Genomic DNA, 23,337 nt, shown 5'->3' with positions numbered 1-23,337 from the left:
GTTTTAATTTTCTTAAAATTGAACATTTAATCCTAAAGTAAATCCTCTGTTAGAAAAAGTACTTCTTGTATCTAAATCTACCCAACTTACTTTTGAGAAAATCATACCAGGGTTGGCGGCTTGAAGATAAAATCTTAATCGAGACAATCCCATTTTTTCAACAACATCTTGGTTAAAGTTATAGCCTAACGAAATGTTACGTATTTTCAAGAAAGACCCATTTTTGTATCCTAAAATAGGGTTGTACAAATCGCCAGTACCAGCTGAGAAAATTGGTTTTTGGTATTCAGCATCTGTATTATCATCTGTGTAATAATCTAGTTGTCTTTGGCTGGTTTTACCACTTAAGTTTTCACCACCTGCGTTATATAAATACCCCATGCGACCATATACAAAAATTGATAATTCAATGTTTTTGTAATTAAAAGTATTAGTTAAACCTGTAATAAATTTAGGTTCAGTACTTCCTATAATTACACGATCATTATTCGCGTCAATTTTATAATCACCATTTTGGTCTACTGGTCTTGCGTTACCAAATGTAAAAATGGTACTTCCAGCAGCATCATTAAATTTTTGCATTTCTGCAGCATCTTCTGGTCTCCAAACCCCATTAGATTCAAAGCCATATATTACACCTTGAGTATAACCTATAAAACGGTTGTTGTTAATGTCATCAAACTTACCATTTTGTAATTCAACTATGGTGCTTTTTTGGTAAGAAGCACTTAAGTTAGAGCTCCACTCAAAATCGCCAGCCTTTACGTTAACAGTGTTTAATGTTAGTTCAACACCATTTCCTTTTGTTTTTCCAATATTTGCAATGGTATTAAAGAAACCAGAAACACTAGGAATAGCTCTGTCTAGTAATAAATCGTTAGTTTCTGTTGTGTAATATTCTAGACTTCCAGAAATTCTATTTTTAAATATACCAAAATCAATACCGTAGTTATATTGAGTTGTTTTTTCCCAACCTAGTTCTGTATTACCTAAATTTGAATTGTTTACCGTTCCTGAAAATGTTGAATATAGTACTTGTGTTAAAGGAGGTGTAGTATCGTAAGGATCAACGGCTGCACTACCAGTAATTCCATATCCAGCTCTTAATTTTAGTGAATTAATCCAAGAAATGTTTTTTATAAAATCTTCTTTATCTAAACGCCATCCTAAAGATGCACTAGGGAAATAGTCACTTTTATTTCCTGGCGATAATTGAGAAGCAGCATCATAACGAAGTGATGCCGTTAAAAGGTATTTATCGTTAAATCCATAGTTCAATCTACCCATGTATGAAAATAAACCCGATTCAACAAAATCTGACGAATAACTAGCTAAAGTTACGTTTGCTGTAGTTAATGCATTCCACTTGTTTTTAGGATTTGCAATGCCTTGTGCAGACATAGCACTTGATTCATTGGTATATTGCGTTTTACTTTGTAATAAAGTTAATCCAAAATCATGCTTGCCTATTGTTTTGTTGTAATAAATCAAATTGTCTAATGTGTATGAAATGGTTTGATCTTTTGCTAACGAAGCAAAACTTGTGCCTGAACGCGCAGATGATAAACCATCTAAAAACACACCGTTTCTGTATGAAGTAATGTCTGGTCCAAAATTAACACGATATTTTAAACCTTCTAATGCAGGGAATATTGCACCTAAATCTAATTGTGCATATAAACTACCAAATGCACGTAATGTTACACGTTGATCTTGTGAATATTTGTATTCTTCAGCAACGTTTCTAATTGTAGAATCGCCACCTGGATTTTGTATTCTATTACCATTTGCGTCATAAGGTAAAGCGTACGGAAGGTTTTGTCTTGCTGTTAAGTAAATACCATCTGAAGATGCTACAGCAGAACGACCAACGTTTGATAAACCATATTCATTTAATCCATAACTTGTATTAAGATTAAGACCCATAGAAAACCAATTTGCTGGAGTTAAATCTACGTTTACAACACCATTATAACGCTTGTAGCTTTGCCCTTTTAAAGTTCCCGTATTATCAATGTACCCAAAAGAACCGTAAGCTTTCATTTTATCAGAACCACCACTAACACTTAATGTGTGTTGTTGTGTAATACCTGTTTGTGTAACATATTTTGTCCAATCAGTAGTGCTTACTTTCGAGCCATCCCAAGTACCTGTAGCCCAACCTTTTTCAATGTTTGCCCAAGCTGTAGGATCGGCAGTATCTAAAAAGATGGTTCTATCATTAGCGATGGTTGGTGCATTACCTGCTGGAAAAGCAGAAGGATTAGAGTAGTGTCTTGCCCAACGACGTAATTCGATGTAATCTGCAGCATTCATTAAAGGTGCATTTTCGTTGATACTTTCTGTGGTTACTGCAGAATCGTAGTTTATATTAAATCTACCATTTTTACCTTTTTTAGTAGATACAAGAATAACACCATTAGCACCACGAGATCCAAAAATAGCAGTTGCAGAAGCATCTTTAAGAACTTCTATTGATTCAATATCATTAGGGTTAATAAAATCAATACCTCCTGAATTTAAAGGAATACCATCTACTACATATAATGGAGAACTATTGGCTGTTATAGAACGTGTTCCACGAATTCTAATTGTTCCAACAGTTCCAGGACGCTCGTTTGAAGAAATATCAACACCAGCAGCTTTACCTTGCATAGCTTGAACAGCATTATTTACAGGTCTTGAAGCTAAATCTTCAGCAGTTACACTTACAAGAGCTCCAGTAACATCCGATTTCTTTTGCGTACCGTAACCAACCACTACTACTTCATCTAATTGCGCAGCGTCTTCCAATAAAGTGATATTATAGGTTGCTTTGGTATCAATAGCAACTTCTTTTGTTTTCATACCAACAAATGAAATTACTAAAACTTCACCGGCTTTAGCATTAATAGTGAAATTGCCATCAAAATCGGTTTGAGCACCTCTGGTTGTGTTTTTTACCAAAACATTTACACCTGGTAGAGGCACGCCATTCGCATCTTTTATATTTCCATTGATGGTTTTTTCCTGAGCATTGGCTGTAAGCCCAGAAAAAATAACGGAAACAATAAATAAATACTTTAAAAATAATTGTTTCATAAAAATAGTTTAGTTTTTGTTAATAAATAGTTTAGTTTAATTGTTTTCAATAACAAGCATTCATTACCTAAACATTACATTTGTAGATAATGAAATAAATTAATTGTTACTTTTTGGGTATTTTCCTGATAGAGAGTCTATTGTGAAAATATGAATTGTGGAGTTAGTGTAAGCTTATTTCATAAGCGTTTAGTTTAAGTTAAAGTAGTTTAGTTTTTAAATTTGGTAAAAGTGTGGTGAAATTGTTGCTCAAATTAAATGTTAATTATCTGTTAAACTATCCTGTACTTACATGCTTTTTATAAAAAAGTTCATCGTTTGTTTTTGTAATAAAAAAATTTAATGTTAAAAAACTTATTTTTCTGTGAAATCAAACCACAATATCATTGGGATTCCATCGTCACCACTTTTAATTCTAATATTAGTAGGTTGACTTTCAGGCCCTTGGTGTTCTAAGGGTTTGAAAGCTCGCATTGCTGGAATTTCATACATAAAAGAAATATTCCCTTCAGGAAATGCTGGTTGAGGATAGGTTCCTGGAAATCCATTTTTAGGTAAATCTGGAGTGAATAATCTTAAAAACAGCTTATCGTTTTCACTGAAGAATTTTATATTGCCATTTTTGGTTTTTAAATTGCCTCCAATAAAGTTTGCATGATAGCCTTTAAATTCTGGGTATACTAAATTTTCAAAGCTTTCACCAGTAATAGTTGTGTTGTAATCTTTCTCCCAAAGTCCGAACGTGGTACCTTTGATGCGGTTTTTCCAAACATGATATGGACCATTACCTAACCATTTCATACCTTCAACACCATCTTCAGGAAAATTGAAAGTTAAACCAAATTGGTTTATTTTATCTTCAAATGAAGCTCCATCAAAACCATCATTTCTGCCAGCATCTTTTAAAAAGATGGCGTTCATTTTTAATCTGCCATCATTATAAAGTGTCCAAGTAATGGAATCAATGCCGCCATAATAGTTGAACTTACAAACTACATAATTTTTATTTTGTTCTGTTGAAATATCTTTAAGTTTAGCCTTCATACCAACTGGTTTTGGACCATTATTAAATGGAACAATGCCTTTGTTGTTTTCTATACTTGTTATTTCTCCAGTTGAAGCACTGAATATTACTTTAACGGTTTCAGAAGTTAAAATAATGGCATCATTTGTTTTTGAAATTGATACCGTTTTATTTGAAGTTTCTTTTTGTAATAGCTTTTCTGCAAAGTATGGTGCTCTGTGTATTGGCCATGACCAAGTGTAAATTTCTCTTCCATGTTTATCAGTTGCAGTAATTTCTAAATAATCTCCTTCAAAAAAGTTAGTTGGTAAATTAAATTTGATTTTTCTAGTTTCATTTGGTTCAATGTTTGGTATTTCTATGTTATTTGAATCTATAATTTCGGCTTTACTATCTGTATATAAGCTGTTTGTGTTGATTTTTAAAACACGATATTCCATTTTGCATTCGTTTAAATTCGTGTAGATATAATCGTTTGAAATAAAAAATGAACCATCAAATGTTGAAGTGACCATTTTAGGTTGAAATTGAATGGGCGACCAAACTTCTTTTACCGTATAAAAACTACCTTCTTTTTCTCGATGTGGTCCTAAAACACCATCAGCAGCCAATGAACCTTTTGAATCGTATTTTTCCTTGCCAGTCCAGTCTGATCTTAAAACAGCTTCGTCTAGCATTGCCCACATAAAGCCGCCTGCAAACAACGGACTTTGTTTGTAACGTGTCCAAAAATCGTCTAAGCCAGCGCCAATGCCATTATCGTAAGTACCATGCATAAATTCGGTTGGTAAAAATACATTCTCACCATTGTTAAAACGGTGCATACCTGTTAAGTATGTAGGGTAGTGGTGTGTGTCCCAACCATTAAAATCGGACCAAGGGTGAATAACAATGCGTTTTTGTGGATCGTATTGATGAAAAACGTGGTCTATGTCATAATTCCAGCCACCTTCATTGCCATGATCCCAAATGATTACTGATGGATGATTTACATCACGCTGCACAGTTTCCATAATTAATTTTGTTCCTGTTTTAGTATCGTAGCCATTTTGCCATCCAGCCAATTCATTTAATACAAATAACCCTAAAGAATCGCAAGCTTCTAAAAAATGGGTATCTGGTGGATAATGCCCTCTAACGGCATTCATGTTCATGTCTTTAAGTAGATTTACATCTAATATGCTAATGGCTTTATCAGTACTTCTACCAGATTCTGGCCAAATGGTATGTCGGTTTATGCCTTTCATGATGATTTTTTTACCATTCACATAAATACCATCTTTTTTAAGAAATTCAATAGTTCTGAAGCCTATTTTAGTTTTTGATGTATGAAGCGTTTTACCATTATTTTTAAGAGATAAATGCAATGTGTACATATTGGGCGATTCTGGATCCCAAGTTTTTATATTGTTCCATTTTGCTTTTATATTTTGTTTGCTTGTTTTACTTTCAACAGGAATAGCTATGGTTTCAAACGTTTCATTACTTCCAATAGGTGTTATGCTAGCTTCAATTTTAGTGTTTTTAGGTATGTTAACAAGCTCTAAATCGGCAGAAAGTGTTCCATCCATTTTAGCATCAACAGCTACGTGTTTAATGAATGTTTTTGGAGATACTTCTAACCAAACAGGGCGGTAAATACCACCAAATAACCACCAATCGGTTTTTCGTTCAGCATTATTTACGGTATTGTTGCTGGAATGTTTCCATACATGAACTTCTAAAACATTTTCTGAACCATAATTTAGTAACGACGTAATATCAAATATGAATTCGTAAAAACCGCCTTGGTGTTTTTCGCCAGCTAATTTTCCGTTTATTTTTACTTCGGTATCCGTCATAGCACCACCAAAAATGATGGTTACATTTTTGTCTTTATAATTTACTGGAACATTGAATTTGTATTTGTAAAAGCCTTCTTCCTTACTCGGTTCTTTTTCATTTAACTCTTTATACCATCTGCCATAGGTGTAGGTTCCAAAACCTTCTAACTCCCAGTTTGATGGAACATTTATAGTTGTCCATTTTTTACTGTTATTGCCATCTGTACACATAAAATCCCATGAAACAGGATGTTTAAAATCCTTACCAGATAAAAATATTTTTTCGGTTTCTTGTGAAAAAGTGGTTAAGTAACCTAATAAAGTAAAAGCGAAAAATGAAAAAAGTTGTTTTGGTTTCATAATGATTTAGTTTCCGTCTGGTTTTTTTATTTCAAATCGAGTGCTCATAGGTAGCGACCAATTAGCAAAAATATCTGGTTTTTTTGGGTTGTATTCTGGTAGATTTGGTCTTAAATAATTTACTAACTCTAAATTTAAATCTTTAATACATTGCACTACACATTTGGCAATTTCATTAGCTCCAAAACTATTAAAGTGTGTGTTGTCTTCTAAAGGTTCGGTTTGATTTGGAAATGTGTTTGCGGGGTATTGTACAAAGGCTTTTCTTGATGGTTCATTGCCCCAAGCTTCGTACATATAGGTTGTCATTTTAGTTATGTCAATTAACGGTATATTTAAATCTTTGGCTACTTGTCTCATTGCTGCAGGGAAATCGCCATGCGTTTCTGTTAAACTGCCATTGGTGTTAAAAGCACGTCGTTGGGTTGGTGTTACTAAAATAGGTATGCCACCTTTCTCTCTGCATTTTGTAATGAATTCTTTTAATGAATTGGTGTATAATCCCCAAGCACCATTACCTTCTCCTTTTATTTTTTCATCGTTATGACCAAATTCTATAAAAAGTAAATCATCAGGTTTCATTAAAGATAATATTTTATCTAAACGGTTTGTGCTTTTAAAGGAACTTAACGTAGCACCAGATTCGGCATAATTTGCAACTACAATGTTCGAATTAAAATAGTTGGTAATAAATTGCCCCCAAGATGCCCAAGGTTCTACATCTTGATCTGTAACCGTAGAATCTCCTGCTAAAAAGATGGTTTTAATATTTGTAACAGGACTTATTTTTATGCTTTGAATATTTGGGTTTCCAGCAAATTCTAAAGTTAATTTATTATCCCAATTTAGTTGGTTTTTATCACGGTCTTTAACTTTTATGTGTTGCTCATTATCAATTTTTGGAGTTCTAAGATTTACTGTAAAGGAATAATTTGAAGTCTTTTTTTTGTCAAGTTTCAATTCTTTAAGCATTAATCGTCTTGATTCAGCTTTTATAGTAGTGTTTGATGTTTTGTTTCCACCTAAAACCACATCAATTTTATAATTTCCTTCGGGAAGTTTTACAGAAAAGTAAATGGAGCTTTCACTTGAAATATAATTTTTGTTGAATTTTACATTTTGTGCCGATTGAAAATCAAACCCAAAACCTATTTCATCATCATATTTGATGGCGTTTTTCACTAATGTACCATCATTTTTTATTGTTTTTTTGCCAAAATAGAAGTTGCTGTTTTGAGCATTAATATTCAAAAAGCATGTAGCGGTTATTATGATTAAAATGATTGTTCTTAGCTGCTTCATATCATGTTTTCAGCTAAAATATCGTCAAAAAAATAAAGATGCATCCTGTACTATGATGCTTCTTTAAAGTTTTATAAGTTTAAAAGGTTTTTTAAATGGAGTTTCTTTCAATGTACTCAAACACATTTTTAACCTTTTCTTTTTTATTGGTTAGTACCATGTGTGCTGCAGTTTCGCCCATTGCTTTAAAATGTGTACTAACAACGTTTATGCCTAATAAATCTTTTAAAGGTGTGTCGTTGTATGATATTATGCCAATGTCTTTACCTAAGGTTAAGTTCTTTTTTCGTACTTGTCTTACTAAATTTACCAAGTCGTTTTCTTCAATAATTACATAAGCGTCTTTACTTTCAAGATCCATATCATCATATACTTGGTCTAAAATTTCGAAGTCAAAATTATATTTTGAACAAAATTTTCTAAAGCCATGTATAATTCTAAGCGGGTATGGGTACACAGATTTTGATGGATAAACAAGAACTAACTTGTCGTAGTTTTTAAGTTTTTCTAAGCCTTTTTTTAAAGCATCATAAATGTCATCTTGAAAATCTTGGTAAACGGCACCATAGTTTCCTTTAATATCTAATTTGTTATTATCTAAAATAATAAGTTTGTCTTTCGGAATTTTTTCAATCATATCTTTTACAACATCTGTTGTGCTAATATGATTTAGTTCATCGGTTTTAAAATGGGGCATTATTACATAATAATCAAATGCACCAAGATTTCTTTCTAGGGTTCTTGCAAAAAGCGATTCTTCGCAGTGATAAATAGATAGTGTTACATGCCCATTTATACCAACACTATTAACAAACGAGTTGTAAATCATCATTTTATAAGAGCTTAACTTATTAATCATGAAAAAAATTTGAATTTTAGAAATCAAATCGGTTTTTGAAGTGTAGTAGCCTTTACCTTTAACAGAAATAATAACTTTTTGCTCTTTTAGTTGTTTGTATGCTTTTTCAACTGTATCTCTGGATAGGTAGCAAGATTCACTCAACTCATTTATTGAAGGTATTTTTTCGCCTATTTTTAGTTTTCCTTTGGCAATATCATTAACTATTGAATCTACAATTTGCTTGTATTTTGGAACACGCGATGATTCATTAATTTTTATTTCTATTAATTGAGACATAAAATTTTAAATAGTAAAAGCTGTTTTGTTTATGTTTTGGGTATAAGTGAGTTAAGCAAAATTAGTATAAAAATATCAGTCAAGCATTACTGTAACCTAAATTTTAAGGTGTTAAATCCTATATTTTACTTATATTTTTTACTTTTTACTAAATATTAGTTATAACAAGTGGTTAGTGGTTTTTAATATTGGCAAGTAATATCATGTATGTACAGGATACATTACCTTAATCTTTATTTTAAATTTACTTTTTTGTTTTAAGAGTTATTATGAGGTATTTAAATGTGTTAATGTTATTTGTATTTTGCGCTTGCGCTGAACATAAAACTTCAATTAATCAAAATAAAGAGGTGTTAAAAGTTATCAAACCAGAATGGGTAGATAAAGTAGGTGCAACATTGAACAATTTTAAAAATGAAACCTATTTTGTAAACGATTTTGGAGCTGTAAATGACGGAACAACAGTAAATACTGAAGCTATACAAAAAACCATTGATGCTTGCGAAAAAGCAGGTGGCGGCATTGTAACTTTTAAACCAGGTGTTTATTTAACGGGTTCGGTTTTTGTAAAAACAGGCATACAATTTATAATTCCTAATGGTGTTGTACTAAAAGGAAGTGAAAATATTAAAGATTATAAAGAAATTTACACACGTGTTGCAGGCATTGAAATGGTATGGCCAGCAGCTTTAATAAATGTTGAAAACCAAAACAATGTTGTAATTGGTGGTGAAGGAATTGTTGATGGACAAGGAAAGGTGTTTTGGGATTACTATTGGAATTTACGCAGAAACGATTACGAACCACGGGGTTTGCGCTGGATAGTTGATTATGATGCAAAACGACCACGAACTATTTTAGTTTCAAATTCAAAAAACGTTGTTGTAAAAGATTTGAAGGTGCAGCGTGCTGGTTTTTGGACGGTACAAGTGCTATATTCAGAATATGTTACAGTTGATGGTTTAGTCATACAAAATAATATTGGCGGTCATGGACCAAGTACCGATGGGATAGATATCGATTCTTCAAAATGGATTTTAGTTCAAAACTGTGATATTGATTGTAACGACGATAATTTTTGCCTAAAAGCTGGTAGAGATTGGGATGGGCAACGTGTAAATAAACCAACCGAATATGTAGTAATTAAAGATTGTATTGCTAGAAAAGGCGCAGGTTTGTTTACATTAGGAAGCGAAACCGCAGGAAGTATTCGCTATGTTTATGTGTCAAACATTCAAGGTTTGGGTACAAAAAATGGTTTAAATATAAAATCTGCCACCAACAGAGGTGGTGTTGTAGAGCATATTTATATGGAAAACATAAAAATGGATAGTGTACGTACCTTTATGCAAGTAGGTATGAATTGGAATCCTGCTTATAGTTATTCAGAATTGCCAAAAGAATTTAATGCCGATTCTATTCCTGAACATTGGAAAAAAATGCTTCATAAAGTAGAGCCAGCTTCAAAAGGAATTCCAACTTTTAGAAATATCACCATAAATAATGTCGCTATTGAAGGAGCAGAAACAGCTATTAATGTAAATGGTTTAGAAAATTCTGTAATTAATAATATTACATTAAACAATGTGCAAATTAAAGCTGAAACGGCAGGACAAGTAAGTTATAGTGCTAATTGGAAACTTAATAATGTAAAAATAACTACAAAAGATGGCTCTAAAGTTTCTTTAGAAAACACAACTGAAGTTAATTTTCCAGATACTGTTTATTACCAAGAGAAAAAATAATTTTAATAAAATGAACAAAAAAATAAAACTAGGTACGCTTTTAGGTTTAGTGGTATTACAACTTATGGCATGTAAAACACAAAAACAAGACACAATAATTAGTTTAACCAATGCTTCGGATATTTTATTAACAGATAAACCCGTAGTTATAAAAAGGAATCAATTTTCAAATACAATTTCTAGCAGTCAATTTCCATTGCTTTTAATTGGAACAGACACCATTCCATCTCAAATGAATGATATTGATGCCGATGGTAATTGGGATGAATTGTTTTTTGTTATAAATTTTTCAGCTAATGAAACAAAAAATATTCAACTAAAATGGATTGATACAAAACCAAGCTACGAGGTTAAAACGAGTGTTCGATTTGGAAAGCGCTCGTCAAAAAACACACCAGTTCAACCAGCTACCGATGAATTATTACTAGCAAACGAAGTACATAAAGCTTTAGGATATCAACCTTATCAAACCGATGGGCCAACATGGGAAAATGATAAAGTTGGGTTTAGACATTATTTAGATGGTAGAAATGCAAAAGACGTTTTTGCAAAAAAAACAGCAGCAATAACACCAGAAAATGTTGGAATTGACAGCGTAGGTGGTGTAGAAGATAATTACCATGTAATGCACGATTGGGGAAGAGATGTTTTTCCTGTTGGAAATTCAGTAGGATTAGGTGGTTTTGCAATGCTAATAAACGACAAGGTTGAAAGACTTGGTATTACCACAAACGATACATTAAATAACATAGAAAAAACAACATTTAAAGTTACAGCAGAAGGTTCAGTAAATTCGATATTAAGTTATGAATATCAAAATTGGGAAGTATCAGGAAATAAGTATCAAGCACAAGAAACAACATCAATTTGGCCTGGTATGTATGGTTATAAAAACACAGTAAGCTTAAGTGGACTTAAGGGTAATGAAACTTTATTAATCGGGTTATCTAATATCAACAATGAAAAAGGTTTAAATACGGTTAATGTTGGCGATTGGGTTTGCCTTATTCAGCATGATAAGTTAACATACGAAAGGCAATGGGTAATGGGTACGGCATTAATTATACCTAAAACTAGTTTTAAAGGCGTTATGGAAGCACCGAAAGAAGGACAATTAACCAATTCGTATTTGGCAAAATTTAAAGTAGAAAATAATAAACCTATTAGTTATTATGCAATTGCTGCTTGCGAGTTAAGTGAAGATAAAAACTTTATAGATTCAGAATATTTTACAAATTATGTAGTCAACCTAGCCAAACAACTTGCTACTGAAATAAATATTGAAATTAAAAACTAAACCATCTATTAAACTAATTTAAAAATGAAAACAAATATCTTCATAGTAAAAACCAGTATTGCTGCTTTCTTGCTGTTATTCTCTTCAAATGTGTCAGCACAAGAACCACAAAACGATGTTACAGCACCGTTACATTTGTTGCAACCAGATTACCCAACACCTTACGGTGTACAATCTGTAGAAACTATTACCGCAACTTTAAATAGGGTTTATAATTTTTTAGAAAGTAAAACAGCATCCAAATTAATAGATTCAAAAACAAATAAAGAAATAACAAATCTTAAAAATTTAGATGAAAACACAGTTTTTGAACCAGGCGCGTTTCGATTAACAAGTTACGAGTGGGGTGTTACTTATGCAGGTATGCAATTAACTACTGAAGCAACAGGTGATTCTAAATATGCAAATTATACCAACAAACGATTAAAGTTAATAGCAGATATCGCACCATTTTATAATGCGAAGTTAAAAAAAGATGAAAAGTATCCATCACCAATTATTCAATCATTACGTCCCCATGCTTTAGATGATGCTGGGGCAATTTGTGCAGCCATGATTAAAGCTCAAAGAGCTGGTTTAAAAGCTGATTTAAGACCACTTATTGATAATTTCATGGACTTTATAAGCAATAAACAATTCCGTTTACCTGATGGTACGTTGGCTAGAAATAGACCGCAACCAAACACGTTATGGTTAGACGATTTATTTATGAGTGTGCCAGCATTGGCGCAAATGGGAAAACTTACTGGCGATGTAAAATATTATGATGATGCTGTAAAACAGGTTAAACAATTTTCTGAGCGTATGTTTAACAACCAAAATAATTTATACATGCATGGTTGGGTACAATCTATGGAAGAGCATCCGCAATTTCATTGGGCACGCGCTAATGGTTGGGCAGTTATGACACTAGTAGAATTGCTAGAAGTTTTACCCAAAGATCACGCAGGTTATAATGATGTTTTAAATCAATTACGATTACATGTAAAAGGTTTAGTTCACTATCAAGATGGCACTGGTTTTTGGCATCAATTAATTGATAGAAACGACACGTATTTAGAAACTTCAGCTACTGCAATTTACACGTATGCTATCGCACGTGCTATTAACAGAGGTTATATTGATAAAGCAGCATATTCACCTGTGGTTATGCTTGCTTGGAACGCTGTATCTACAAAAGTAAACGAAAAAGGACATGTGGAAGATGTTTGTGTAGGTACAGGCATGGGTTTCGATCCAGCATTTTATTATTACCGTCCTATCAACGTCTATGCGGCTCATGGGTATGGTCCAGTTATGTTGGCTGGTGCTGAAGTTATTTTCCTTTTGAAGAATAACGAGTTTGAAATAAACGATAGTTCATTACAGTTAAAATCTAAGAAATAATAGTAAAATTTATAAGCCAATACATGTATCAAACTAAAAAACATATCAAAGCGGTTTGTTTATGTTTATGGTTAGTTTTTGCAACTCAAGGAATTTCTCAAGAGAAAACACCACGAAAAATCCATTATGTTCCTGATGGTGAAAGTTTTGTTTTAAAAAACGGTTCTAGGAAATTTAATCGTGCTTTGTACGGAACAAATACAGGGTTTAGGGTTGAAGCTGGCGATTTACCAGAATTTGCTTTATACATGCCAGGTATGGGTGGTAATTTTACGTTAGGAATTGCCACTCAAACTACCAGCAAATGGATTTCCACCTGCGATTCTATTGCTACGCGATACAATCCTGGAATCATGCTTTATGAAATTCGGGATGCATTATTAAAAAACGGAATCATAAAAATTCAAGTTGTAGCTCATGCTGAAAATGAAGCTATGATTTTAAAAGTTGAAACCGAAAACATTCCTGAAAATGTTAATTTAATATGGTTGTATGGTGGTGCAAGTGGTAAAAAATTTAGTCGTGATGGTGATATTGGAGCCGACCCAGAATCGGTTTTTTATTTACAGCCAGAGTATTGTATTAACAATGAGTATAATCTTCAAAAAGAAGGATTTCTTCTAAATTTTGGTTCAGAAAACAACAAGCAAAAAACAGGAAATGATAGACATATAGCAGGTTATTTCCCTAATTCTGATTTAAAATTAGTTGAAGTTAATTCAGAAAAAAGTCCGAATAACTTGTTCAAATCGAAAGTTGATAGTTTACCTGTTGTAATTGGTAAAATCGATTTACTTTCTAAAGATACTTTGTTTTGGAAACTAGAAAACAATAATAATATTGTTGAAACTACCCAATCACAATTAAAAATAGAATTTAATCAAGCGGTTCAAAAAGTAAAGCAATTAGCATCAAGAGTTTCTTTAAAAACACCCGATTCTTATCTAAATACCTTGGGTGGTGCATTAGCAATTGCTGGTGATGCTATTTGGGAGAATCCAGCGTATTTGCATGGTTCTATAGCATGGCGTATGCACTTAAATGCATGGCGAGGTGCTTATGTTGCCAATCCACTTGGTTGGCATGACAGGGCTGAAACACATTTTAAAAGTTACGCCAATTCACAAGTTTTAGAACCTGAAACTGGTCCGGTTGTTTTGGATACGTTTAGAAATTTTGCCAGACAAAAAGAGGTTTTAGGAACCGCCATGTTTAGTCGTGGTTATATTAGTAGAAACCCAAATAATAACACGAAGGCGCATCACTATGATATGAATTCGGTGTTTATTAATCAACTGCTTCGTCATTATCAATGGACAGGTGATGTTGATTTTATTAAACAATTATGGCAAGTTATAAAACACCATATCGCTTGGGAAAAACGAAATTTTGATGCCGATGGCGACGGACTTTACGATGCCTACGCCACTATTTGGGCAAGCGATGCCTTACAATATTCGGGTGGCGGCGTTACCTATGCGTCGGCTTACAATTATAGCTGTAATGTATTAGCTGCTAGTGTTGCTAAACTTTTGGGTGAAAATCCAGAACCATATATTAAGGAAGCAAAACACATAAAAAAGGCCATCGAAACCAATTTGTGGATTTCTGAAAAAGGTGTTTTTGCAGAATATAAAGACTTGTTAGGAAACCAATTAGTACATGATACTCCAGGAATTTGGACTATTTATCATGCATTAGACGAAGGTATTGCAAACCCATTTCAAGCATATCAATCTTTAAGGTATGTAGATACAGAAATTCCAAATATTCCTGTCAAAGCTGAAGGTTTACCTCAATCGGATTTATACTTACTGTCAACCTCAAATTGGCAACCCTACACGTGGTCTGTTAACAATGTAGCGTTGGCCGAAAATTTACATGCTACTTTGGCGTATTGGCAAGGTGGTAGAAGTGAAGAAGCCTTTAAATTGTGGCAAAGTGCGCTAATTGAAAGTATGTATTTGGGTGCATCTCCAGGCAGTTTTCAGCAGTTATCGTATTATGATGCCATCCGTGGTGAATTGTATCGCGATTTTGCCGACCCTATTGGGATGGCAGCACGTTCGTTGGTAGAAGGTTTGTTTGGTATTCAACCAAATGCTATTGAAAACACCTTGTATATAAAACCTGGTTTCCCTAAACATTGGAATTATGCATCATTAAATATTCCTGATATTAATATCGCTTTCGCGGAAGAAAATGGCGTTTCAAACTATGTTATTGAATCCAATTTCAGTAAGCAGATGCATCTTAATTTCTCTGTAAACGTTCCAAATGAAGCAGTAGAATATGTCAAAATAAACAACAAAAAAGTAACTTGGAAACTTGATGAAACCGCCATTGGAAACCCGAGATTAATAATAGAAAGTCCGTTTCAAAAGAAATATGACATTGAAATAAAATGGAAAGGCAATAAGCTAGAACTACCTGTTTTTGAGTTTGAAGGAAATCAAAATAAACAACTACAGTTTAATGTTTTTAAAGCTGAAATCATCAAAATTTACAATCCACAAGCTTCCGTTTTAGAAGTAAATAAAACTAAAAATCAATTTGATTTTATAATCAATTCAGATAAAGGATATAAAACTTTTTTCATTCAATTAAAACAAAAAAATATGTTGTGGTGGCAACCTATTCATATAAAAATTATTGAAAAGGAGTCAGAATTTAAATTCCAAAATTGGGATAAAAAATTACCATTAAATACAAATTTTGATAAAGTTGACTTAGAAACTATTTTTAACTGTAAACTAACTGCTATTTTTGAAGAAAAATATTTAAGTCCACGACCCACATCACCAACCTTACAGCTGCCAACGCAAGGTATTGGCAACTGGTGTTACCCATTTATAAAACCAATTATAGACGATTCAGGTTTACGCAAAATGGCTGGTGAGAATAATACGATTGTAAGTCCGCAAAACATACCTTTTATTACGCCATCTAATCCAGAAAAAAGTAACATTGCTTTCGTTTCACAATGGGATAATTTTCCAAAAGCTATCGAATTACCACTTACAGGAAACGCATCGCATGCTTATTTTATGTTGGCAGGAACCACAAACCCAATGCAAAGCAGGTTTGTAAACGGTGAAATTATAGTAACTTACACAGATGAAAGTACTGAAATACTTCAGCTTAAAAATCCTGAAAACTGGTGGCCAGTAGAACAAGATTATTTTATTGATGGGTTAGCGTTTACAACCAATGCGCCAAAACCACCAAGAGTATATTTAAAATCGGGTAGCATAACCAGAGATTTTGAAGAGTTCACTCCCATTAAAGGCTTTACCGATTTTGGAATTGATGGCGGAGCAGGAACAATACTTGATTTGCCGTTAAATAAAAATAAAACCCTTAAAAAACTGGAAATTAAAGCTATGGCTAATGATGTTATTATTGGATTAATGAGTGTTACATTAATAAGAGATTAAATGAATAGAAAAGACTTCATATCAACTTCAGTGCTTGGTGCTATAAGCGCATGTATACCCATAAATGCGAGTGGTTTTTTAAATAATATTTTACAACAATTACCATTGTCTGATTTTGAAAAAAGTTTATCACCTGTTGGTCGCGCTTTAGAGTTTGAAGATTATTATGTTTGGTGCAATAGCCCCATTGAAGGTTCTGACGGCAAAATTCATGTGTTTTTTTCTCGTTGGCCAAAAGCTAAAAGTATGAGTGGATGGACCAACAGCTCAGAAATTGCTCATGCTGTTGCAAATAAACCAGAAGGACCTTACCAATATGTAAGTACTGTTTTGGCACCTAGAGGAGAAGGTTTTTGGGACGCTACCACATGCCATAATCCAAGTATTCATTTTGTAGATGGAAAATATGCATTATTTTTTATGGGAAATTCCAACGGAAAATTAAATACACAACGCGTAGGATTGGCAACGTCAGATTCGCTTTATGGTCCTTGGAAACGGCCTGATGAACCACTTTTGTTTCCTGGAAATGAAGGTGAATGGGATGATCATTGTACCACAAATCCATCGTTCTTAAAACACCCAAATGGCGAGTATTGGCTATATTATAAATCGTTTGATACTGAAGGGTATGTAAACCCTAAATTTGAAGTGAAAGGCAACAGAAAATACGGATTAGCCATTGCAAAATCACTTTATGGTCCATACTTAAAATATGAAGGAAACCCAGTAATTGATTTTCACGCTATGGGAAACAATCAACAATGTGAAGATGCTTTTGTTTGGTATGATGGTAAATTCAAAATGTTGGCAAGAGATTTAGGAGTTTATGGGATTGATAAAGGCTTGTATATGGATTCTGAAGATGGTAAGCATTGGTCTAAACCACAAATTGGTTATCAAGAATTAGAGAAATATGTAACACAGCCGCCGCCACCAAAGCATTTAAACCGTTACGGTCGTGCTGAACGCCCACAAGTGTTATTTCAAAACGGAAAAGCAACCTATCTGTTTACAGCTTCACAAGGTGGAAAATATGAAACAGCTTCTGGGTTTATTTTTAAAATCAACTAAAATTTAAAACAATAGATGAGACTATTAAAAATGAAAAGAATAATGAACATAAATATATTATTTTTAGTACTGTTATGGTTTTGTTCTAATTATACTTTAGTAGCACAAACATTAAATATTAAAAACGATAGATTTTGGGATACTAAAAACGGTGAACCAATATATAGCCAAGGAGGAGGTATTTTTAAATTTACAGATCCTAATACAAATATTGGAAAATACTATTGGTATGGTGTTCAATATAATGAAGCAGAATTATACAGAAATAACCCAACTGTAACACAACCTAATGCCACTTTTTTATCAGTTACTTGCTACACATCTACAGATTTAGTAAACTGGGATTCTGAAAAACCAGTACTAACAAAAGAGGAAATCAACAAGCATTACAGTAATACAAAATGGTTGGGACGATTGGGTGTAGTTTATATTAGTGTACTTAAAAAATATGCTATGTTTATTCAGCATGATGATCAAGTATTAATAACAGTTTCTGATAGTCCAATAGGCCCATTTAAGTGGCATCAAAGGATAAACATGAAAGCCATGATCGGTACGTCAAATACGGGAGATCAAACGGTATTTACGGATGAAGATACAGGTATTTCATACCTTGTATATTCATACGGAAATGGTCGAAATAAAATTTACATATCAGAAATTGGTGTAAAAGAAGGCATGGTAAATCTGCTTGATTGCACCGAAGTTTTTAGAGGTGCTGGTAGAGAAGGGAATTGTATGTTTAAATATAATGGCAAATATTATTTATTTGCATCAAATCTTTATGGTTGGGATTCATCTTATGCCTATTACTTAGTGGCAGACAAAATTAAAGGACCATATACACCAATAAACAAAATGCTTATCACACCTGGCTGTATGGACGATTATGCGCATATTACACAAACGGGTTTTTTTACTTCAATTAAAGGAAGTAATCAAGAACTTGTTATTTATTGTGGTGATAGATGGGCAGATTTTGCAGGTAATGGCTTGGGGTACAATCAATGGTTTCCAATAACGTTTGATGGAGAAACCCCTTATTTCAACTCTCTAAATTCATGGGATTTTGATGTTTCTACTGGAAGTTGGGCAGTTGCATCGGATAACGATTACGTTAAAAATGGAAGTTTTGAAGCAGATAGAAGGCACATTCCAAGTCCTGTAAAACCTATACAAGAACAATTAAAAGGGTGGACAACGCTAATTTATCAAGGTAATACTATAGTTGTTGGAGATGATGAATCTCCTGTATTAAATTATTTTAACACTGAAGAAGATAGAAAACAAGTTGTTGGTGAAAAAAGTCTAAACATTTCTGATAATATAAATTTCAAAAGAAAAGTATATCAAGTTATAGAGTCTAATCAATTTGTAAAATTGGAAGATGGGCTTTATAAACTATCTGCTAAAATTAAAAATACTTCAGGCTTTACTAAATTAAATATGTATGCAGAAAGTGTAAACAAACAAACTTTTTTGCCAATTATTGAACCAAATGCACAATGGACAGCTATAGAAATAAATGACATTCATGTTTTAAATGGTAAAGTTGAAATTGGTTTTATGGCAGAAGGAATAGCAAATGCATCATGTCAAATTGATGATGTTTGCTTGGTGAAAAACAAAAATAAATTTTAAATCAATCTAATAAAAAAGATATTAAAATGAAAAAAAGGAACCTTTATTTACTTGTATTTATTGCTGTTTTAAGCATGTATTCGTGTAAAGAAAAAGCGCAAACAAATCCTCAAAAAATTAACCGTAATGCTGTGGTAACAAGGCATAATGTTAAAATATCCAAAATTGATACATTAGGCTCATTAAATGTTGGTAATGGTAAATTTTCCTTTACAGTTGATGCTACTGGTTTGCAGTCATTTCCAGAGTTTTATGAAAAAGGTGTGCCTTTAGGAACACAGTCTGAATGGGGTTGGCATACATCATTAAATCAAGAAAATTATGAATTTAGTGAAACACTAAAAGGCTATGATTTTAATGGAAACCCAAATAGTTTGTATGCCATTCAAAATAGAGAAGACAAGCGGAAAAATGATGCAGCCGATTATTTTAGAGCTAACCCACACCGTTTGCAGTTAGGAAATATAGGTTTAGAAATTTTAAAGAAAGATGGTAGCATTGCAACACCTAACGATATAAAAGATATTAACCAAGAATTAAATTTATGGACTGGAAAAATTGAAAGTAATTTTACAGTAGAAGGTATTCCTGTAAAAGTAATTACTTATGGCGATTCAAAACTTGATGCTATTGCAGCCAAAATTGAATCTTCATTACTAAAAGAAAACCGTATAAAGTTAAAATTCAGATTTCCATACCCTACAATGAAGTTTGATGATAGAGGTGCCAATTATGAAGATAATGACATGCATCAAACTAGTGTAGATAAAGAATACGGGAAACATTTTATTTTCAGTAGAACTTTAGATAGCGACCACTATATTGTAGAAGCTAGTTTAAATACAGAGGCAATAATTACAAAAGTTAAGGACCATTATTTTACAATACAACCAAATGCTGAAAATAGTGTTGAAGTTGCTGTAGAATTTTCACAAGAAAGAAATGAAAAAACACTAAAGTTCAATAACATTGAAAAAAATAGCATTAAAGGTTGGGAGCAATTTTGGATGTCTGGTGGCGCTGTCGATTTTTCAGAATGTACCGATACAAGAGCTTTTGAAATTGAAAGACGTGTTGTACTATCACAATACCTAACCCGTTCACAATGTGCTGGCCATTATCCGGTTCAAGAAACGGGTTTAACATATAATAGTTGGTATGGAAAACCACACATGGAAATGTATTGGTGGCATGCAGCACATTACCCACTTTGGGGAAGAACTAATTTATTAGAAAACAGCATTGGTTGGTATTTTGATGCCTATGACAAGGCAAAATTAATAGCCGAAAGACAAGGTTACAAAGGTGTGCGTTGGCAAAAAATGACTGACCATCAAGCTGATGAAGCACCATCAAACGTTGGGTCGTTTTTAATATGGCAACAACCACACGTTATTTATTTAGCTGAATTAATTTATAGAAATAATCCAACAAAAGAGAACTTAGAAAAGTACCAAAAATTAATATTTTCAACAGCCGATTTTATGGCTTCCTATCCAAATTATGATGTTGAAAACGACCGTTATATTTTAGGAAAAGGTGTTATTCCTGCACAAGAATGTTTTGATAAACTAGAAACGTTTAATTCGCCTTGGGAGTTAGCCTATTGGAAATGGGCATTACAAACAGCACAACAATGGCGTGAGCGTTTAGGACTAAAACCAGAAACGGAATGGCAAAAAATTATAGATAAACTGTCACCAATGGCTCAAAAAGATGGTGTGTATTTAGCGGCTGAAAGTGTACCAAATTCATATTCACCAACAAGCGAGCATACTATTGATCATCCTGCAGTTTTAGGTGCTTTAAGCGCATTACCTCAAAATAATTATGTTGATATTAACGTAATGAATAGAACGTTTGATATTGTTGATAAAGTTTGGCATTGGGACCATACTTGGGGATGGGATTTTCCTATGGAAGCTATGACAGCAACTAGACTTAACCGTCCTGATGATGCCATAAAAGCTTTATTAAGAGGCCAAAAAACAAATACGTATTTACCCGGAGGGCATAACTACCAAAACGAAAGATTAACATTGTATTTACCTGGAAATGGCGGTATTCTTTCTGCTATAGCACTTATGTGCGCTGGTTATGATGGTAACACAGTTAAAAACCCTGGGTTTCCAAAAGATGGAAAATGGAACGTTAAATGGGAAGGCTTAAAATCAATGCCGTAATTTTTAAATTGTGTTCTAATTATCTTTTTTTGTATCAATTAATTTCTATAATGTATATTTTTATATTAAATAATTTTTATTAATAAGTTTATTTATATAATATTGTGTAATCGATTGCATATTTCTGTTTTAAAACAGAAAAATAACTATAAAGTGGAATATATATTATGAAGAAATTAAAAGCATTATTGAGTTTTGTTTTTTTAGTTGGTTTAATCGGTTGTAGTGGCGATAGTCCAGTACAAGAAAACTCTAAGACTATTTTAATAAACAATGTAATAATTAATGGAAGTAATATTTCTGACGGAAAGGCTAAACAACTCGCCGTTGTTGTATTACCAAATAACGCTACAGATAAAACTGTAACTTGGAGTGTGTCAAATGAGTCTGTCGCTGTTATATCAACCTCAGGACTTTTAACACCAATGGATAACGGAACGGTAACAGTAACAGCAACGGCTAATGATGATTCTGGAATTTCAGCTGAAAAAGTTATTACAATATCAGGTGTAACAGGTCCTGCCGTATTTGTTGAAAGCATTTCAGTTACTGGAACGGATATTACCGACGGTCAGCCGAAACAATTCTCTGCTCAGGTTTTACCAGCTAATGCCACTAATAAAGCAGTTACTTAGGCAGTTTCAGATGTACTATATGCATCAATATCTACCACGGGTTTGTTAACTCCAAAATTAAATGGTACAATTACCGTTACAGCAACAGCTACAGATGGTAGTGGGAAGGTTGGTCAACTTCAAATAAACATATCAGGAGTAGTTCCAGTATATGCTACTGTTTTAAAAGCTGAAAACATGTTGTTATGGCAACGTAGTAATGGAGGTTGGCCAAAAGAACCTTACAACGATTTTTCAGGTTACGATCGTGTACAAACAGCCAGTGAAATAACAAGAGCTAATAATGAAAAAAATAATACAGATACAACCATCGATAACAATCATACTGTTGGTGAAATTAGAGCTTTGTTAAGTGCATATAAAGGGACTCAGAACCCAGCTTATTTGGAAGCAGCTAAAAAAGGTATAGATTTCCTATTTGAAATGCAATACAATAACGGAGGTTGGCCTCAGTATTACCCATTAAGAAATAACTATAGCCGTCATATAACCTATAACGATAATGCTATGGGAAATGTTATGAATTTAATGAGAGATATTTTCTTAAAAAGAAGCAATTTAGATGTTATTGACCAAAGTTATGTTGCTAAGGGACAAACTGCATTTAATAAAGGTATTCAAGTTATTTTGGATACTCAAGTTGTAATTAATGGTACAAAAACAGCATGGTGTGCTCAACACGATGCTATAACTTTATTGCCAGCAGATGCAAGAGATTATGAATTGGCTTCAAATAGTGGTTCTGAATCTGTTGGTATTGTACGTTTATTAATGACTTTAGATAATCCATCCTCTGAGGTAATAGATGCTGTTAATAAAGCAGTAGCTTGGTTTGAATCAGTTAAAATTATTGGAAAAAGTTTACAAAATGTAGGTAATGATAAAGTATTGGTAGACTCTCCAGGAAATGTGATGTGGGCGAGGTTTTACACTTTGGGTAATTATACAGGACATACATGTCAGGCATTATTTAGTACATTCGGTCCAAATGAGCCATTTTTCTGTAGTAGAGTTGCAGATGCCGAGGGAGGTGGTCCAAGAAAAACGATTGCTGAGATATCATACGAAAGAAGAAATGGTTATGCATGGTATGGTAATTGGCCTGCTAGTTTAATTGGTTCAGAATATACAAATTGGAAAAACAAAAACGGTATTTGATAATTATTTGAGTTAGTCAACAAAAAAGGTGCTTATTTATAAGCACCTTTTTT

The 23,337-nt window shown here is 33.1% G+C and carries 13 protein-coding genes; 9 read left to right on the top strand and 4 right to left on the bottom strand.

Annotation, left to right across the window (positions count from 1 at the left end; genetic code table 11):
* Positions 1-12 precede the first annotated feature (12 nt).
* The 4 genes from ACFQ1R_RS08475 to ACFQ1R_RS08460 form a co-directional block, all read right to left on the bottom strand.
* On the bottom strand, positions 13-3,081 hold the full coding sequence (locus ACFQ1R_RS08475; protein ID WP_379925724.1) for a SusC/RagA family TonB-linked outer membrane protein: 3,069 nt from the start codon (positions 3,079-3,081) through the stop codon (positions 13-15).
* 354 nt (positions 3,082-3,435) lie between these two features.
* Positions 3,436-6,288 carry a glycoside hydrolase family 2 TIM barrel-domain containing protein gene (locus ACFQ1R_RS08470; RefSeq protein WP_379925722.1) on the bottom strand — a complete coding sequence of 951 codons (2,853 nt, stop codon included), beginning with the start codon at positions 6,286-6,288 and terminating at the stop codon, positions 3,436-3,438.
* A gap of 6 nt (positions 6,289-6,294) precedes the next feature.
* The gene (locus tag ACFQ1R_RS08465) at positions 6,295-7,590 is read right to left on the bottom strand and encodes a rhamnogalacturonan acetylesterase (protein WP_379925721.1); all 1,296 of its coding nucleotides are present in this window, start codon (positions 7,588-7,590) and stop codon (positions 6,295-6,297) included.
* Between the two features lie 91 nt (positions 7,591-7,681).
* Positions 7,682-8,728, bottom strand: a complete 1,047-nt coding sequence (locus tag ACFQ1R_RS08460) for a GntR family transcriptional regulator (RefSeq protein ID WP_379925720.1) — start codon at positions 8,726-8,728, stop codon at positions 7,682-7,684.
* 290 nt (positions 8,729-9,018) lie between these two features.
* Between ACFQ1R_RS08460 and ACFQ1R_RS08455 the strand changes: the two genes are divergently transcribed.
* The 9 genes from ACFQ1R_RS08455 (at position 9,019) to pelA (ending at position 23,284) form a co-directional block, all read left to right on the top strand.
* Positions 9,019-10,473: a glycoside hydrolase family 28 protein gene (locus ACFQ1R_RS08455; protein ID WP_379925719.1), complete on the top strand. Its 1,455-nt coding sequence runs from the start codon at positions 9,019-9,021 to the stop codon at positions 10,471-10,473.
* 10 nt (positions 10,474-10,483) lie between these two features.
* The gene (locus ACFQ1R_RS08450) at positions 10,484-11,770 is read left to right on the top strand and encodes a DUF4861 domain-containing protein (RefSeq protein WP_379925718.1); all 1,287 of its coding nucleotides are present in this window, start codon (positions 10,484-10,486) and stop codon (positions 11,768-11,770) included.
* A 24-nt stretch (positions 11,771-11,794) separates the two neighbouring features.
* Positions 11,795-13,156: a glycoside hydrolase family 88/105 protein gene (locus ACFQ1R_RS08445; protein WP_379925717.1), complete on the top strand. Its 1,362-nt coding sequence runs from the start codon at positions 11,795-11,797 to the stop codon at positions 13,154-13,156.
* A gap of 23 nt (positions 13,157-13,179) precedes the next feature.
* Positions 13,180-16,593 (top strand): DUF4450 domain-containing protein, encoded by a 3,414-nt coding sequence (locus ACFQ1R_RS08440; protein WP_379925716.1) that lies wholly within the window; start codon positions 13,180-13,182, stop codon positions 16,591-16,593.
* A complete protein-coding gene (locus ACFQ1R_RS08435) occupies positions 16,594-17,667 on the top strand; it encodes a glycoside hydrolase family protein (RefSeq protein ID WP_379925715.1) in 1,074 nt (357 codons plus the stop codon).
* Positions 17,668-17,709: 42 nt separating this feature from the next.
* Positions 17,710-19,308 carry a family 43 glycosylhydrolase gene (locus ACFQ1R_RS08430; protein WP_379925714.1) on the top strand — a complete coding sequence of 533 codons (1,599 nt, stop codon included), beginning with the start codon at positions 17,710-17,712 and terminating at the stop codon, positions 19,306-19,308.
* A gap of 26 nt (positions 19,309-19,334) precedes the next feature.
* Positions 19,335-21,491, top strand: coding sequence for a hypothetical protein (locus ACFQ1R_RS08425; RefSeq protein WP_379925713.1), 2,157 nt, complete (start codon positions 19,335-19,337; stop codon positions 21,489-21,491).
* A 167-nt stretch (positions 21,492-21,658) separates the two neighbouring features.
* Entirely contained in the window at positions 21,659-22,126 is a 468-nt protein-coding gene (locus ACFQ1R_RS08420; RefSeq protein WP_379925712.1) for an Ig-like domain-containing protein, read from the top strand.
* Between the two features lie 42 nt (positions 22,127-22,168).
* Positions 22,169-23,284: a pectate lyase gene (gene pelA, locus ACFQ1R_RS08415; RefSeq protein WP_379925711.1), complete on the top strand. Its 1,116-nt coding sequence runs from the start codon at positions 22,169-22,171 to the stop codon at positions 23,282-23,284.
* Positions 23,285-23,337: the final 53 nt, after the last annotated feature.

Origin of the sequence: Mariniflexile jejuense (assembly GCF_042675665.1) — a bacterium.
In the GTDB taxonomy this organism is placed as follows: domain Bacteria; phylum Bacteroidota; class Bacteroidia; order Flavobacteriales; family Flavobacteriaceae; genus Mariniflexile; species Mariniflexile jejuense.
This window is presented reverse-complemented; position numbering and strand designations above follow the sequence as displayed.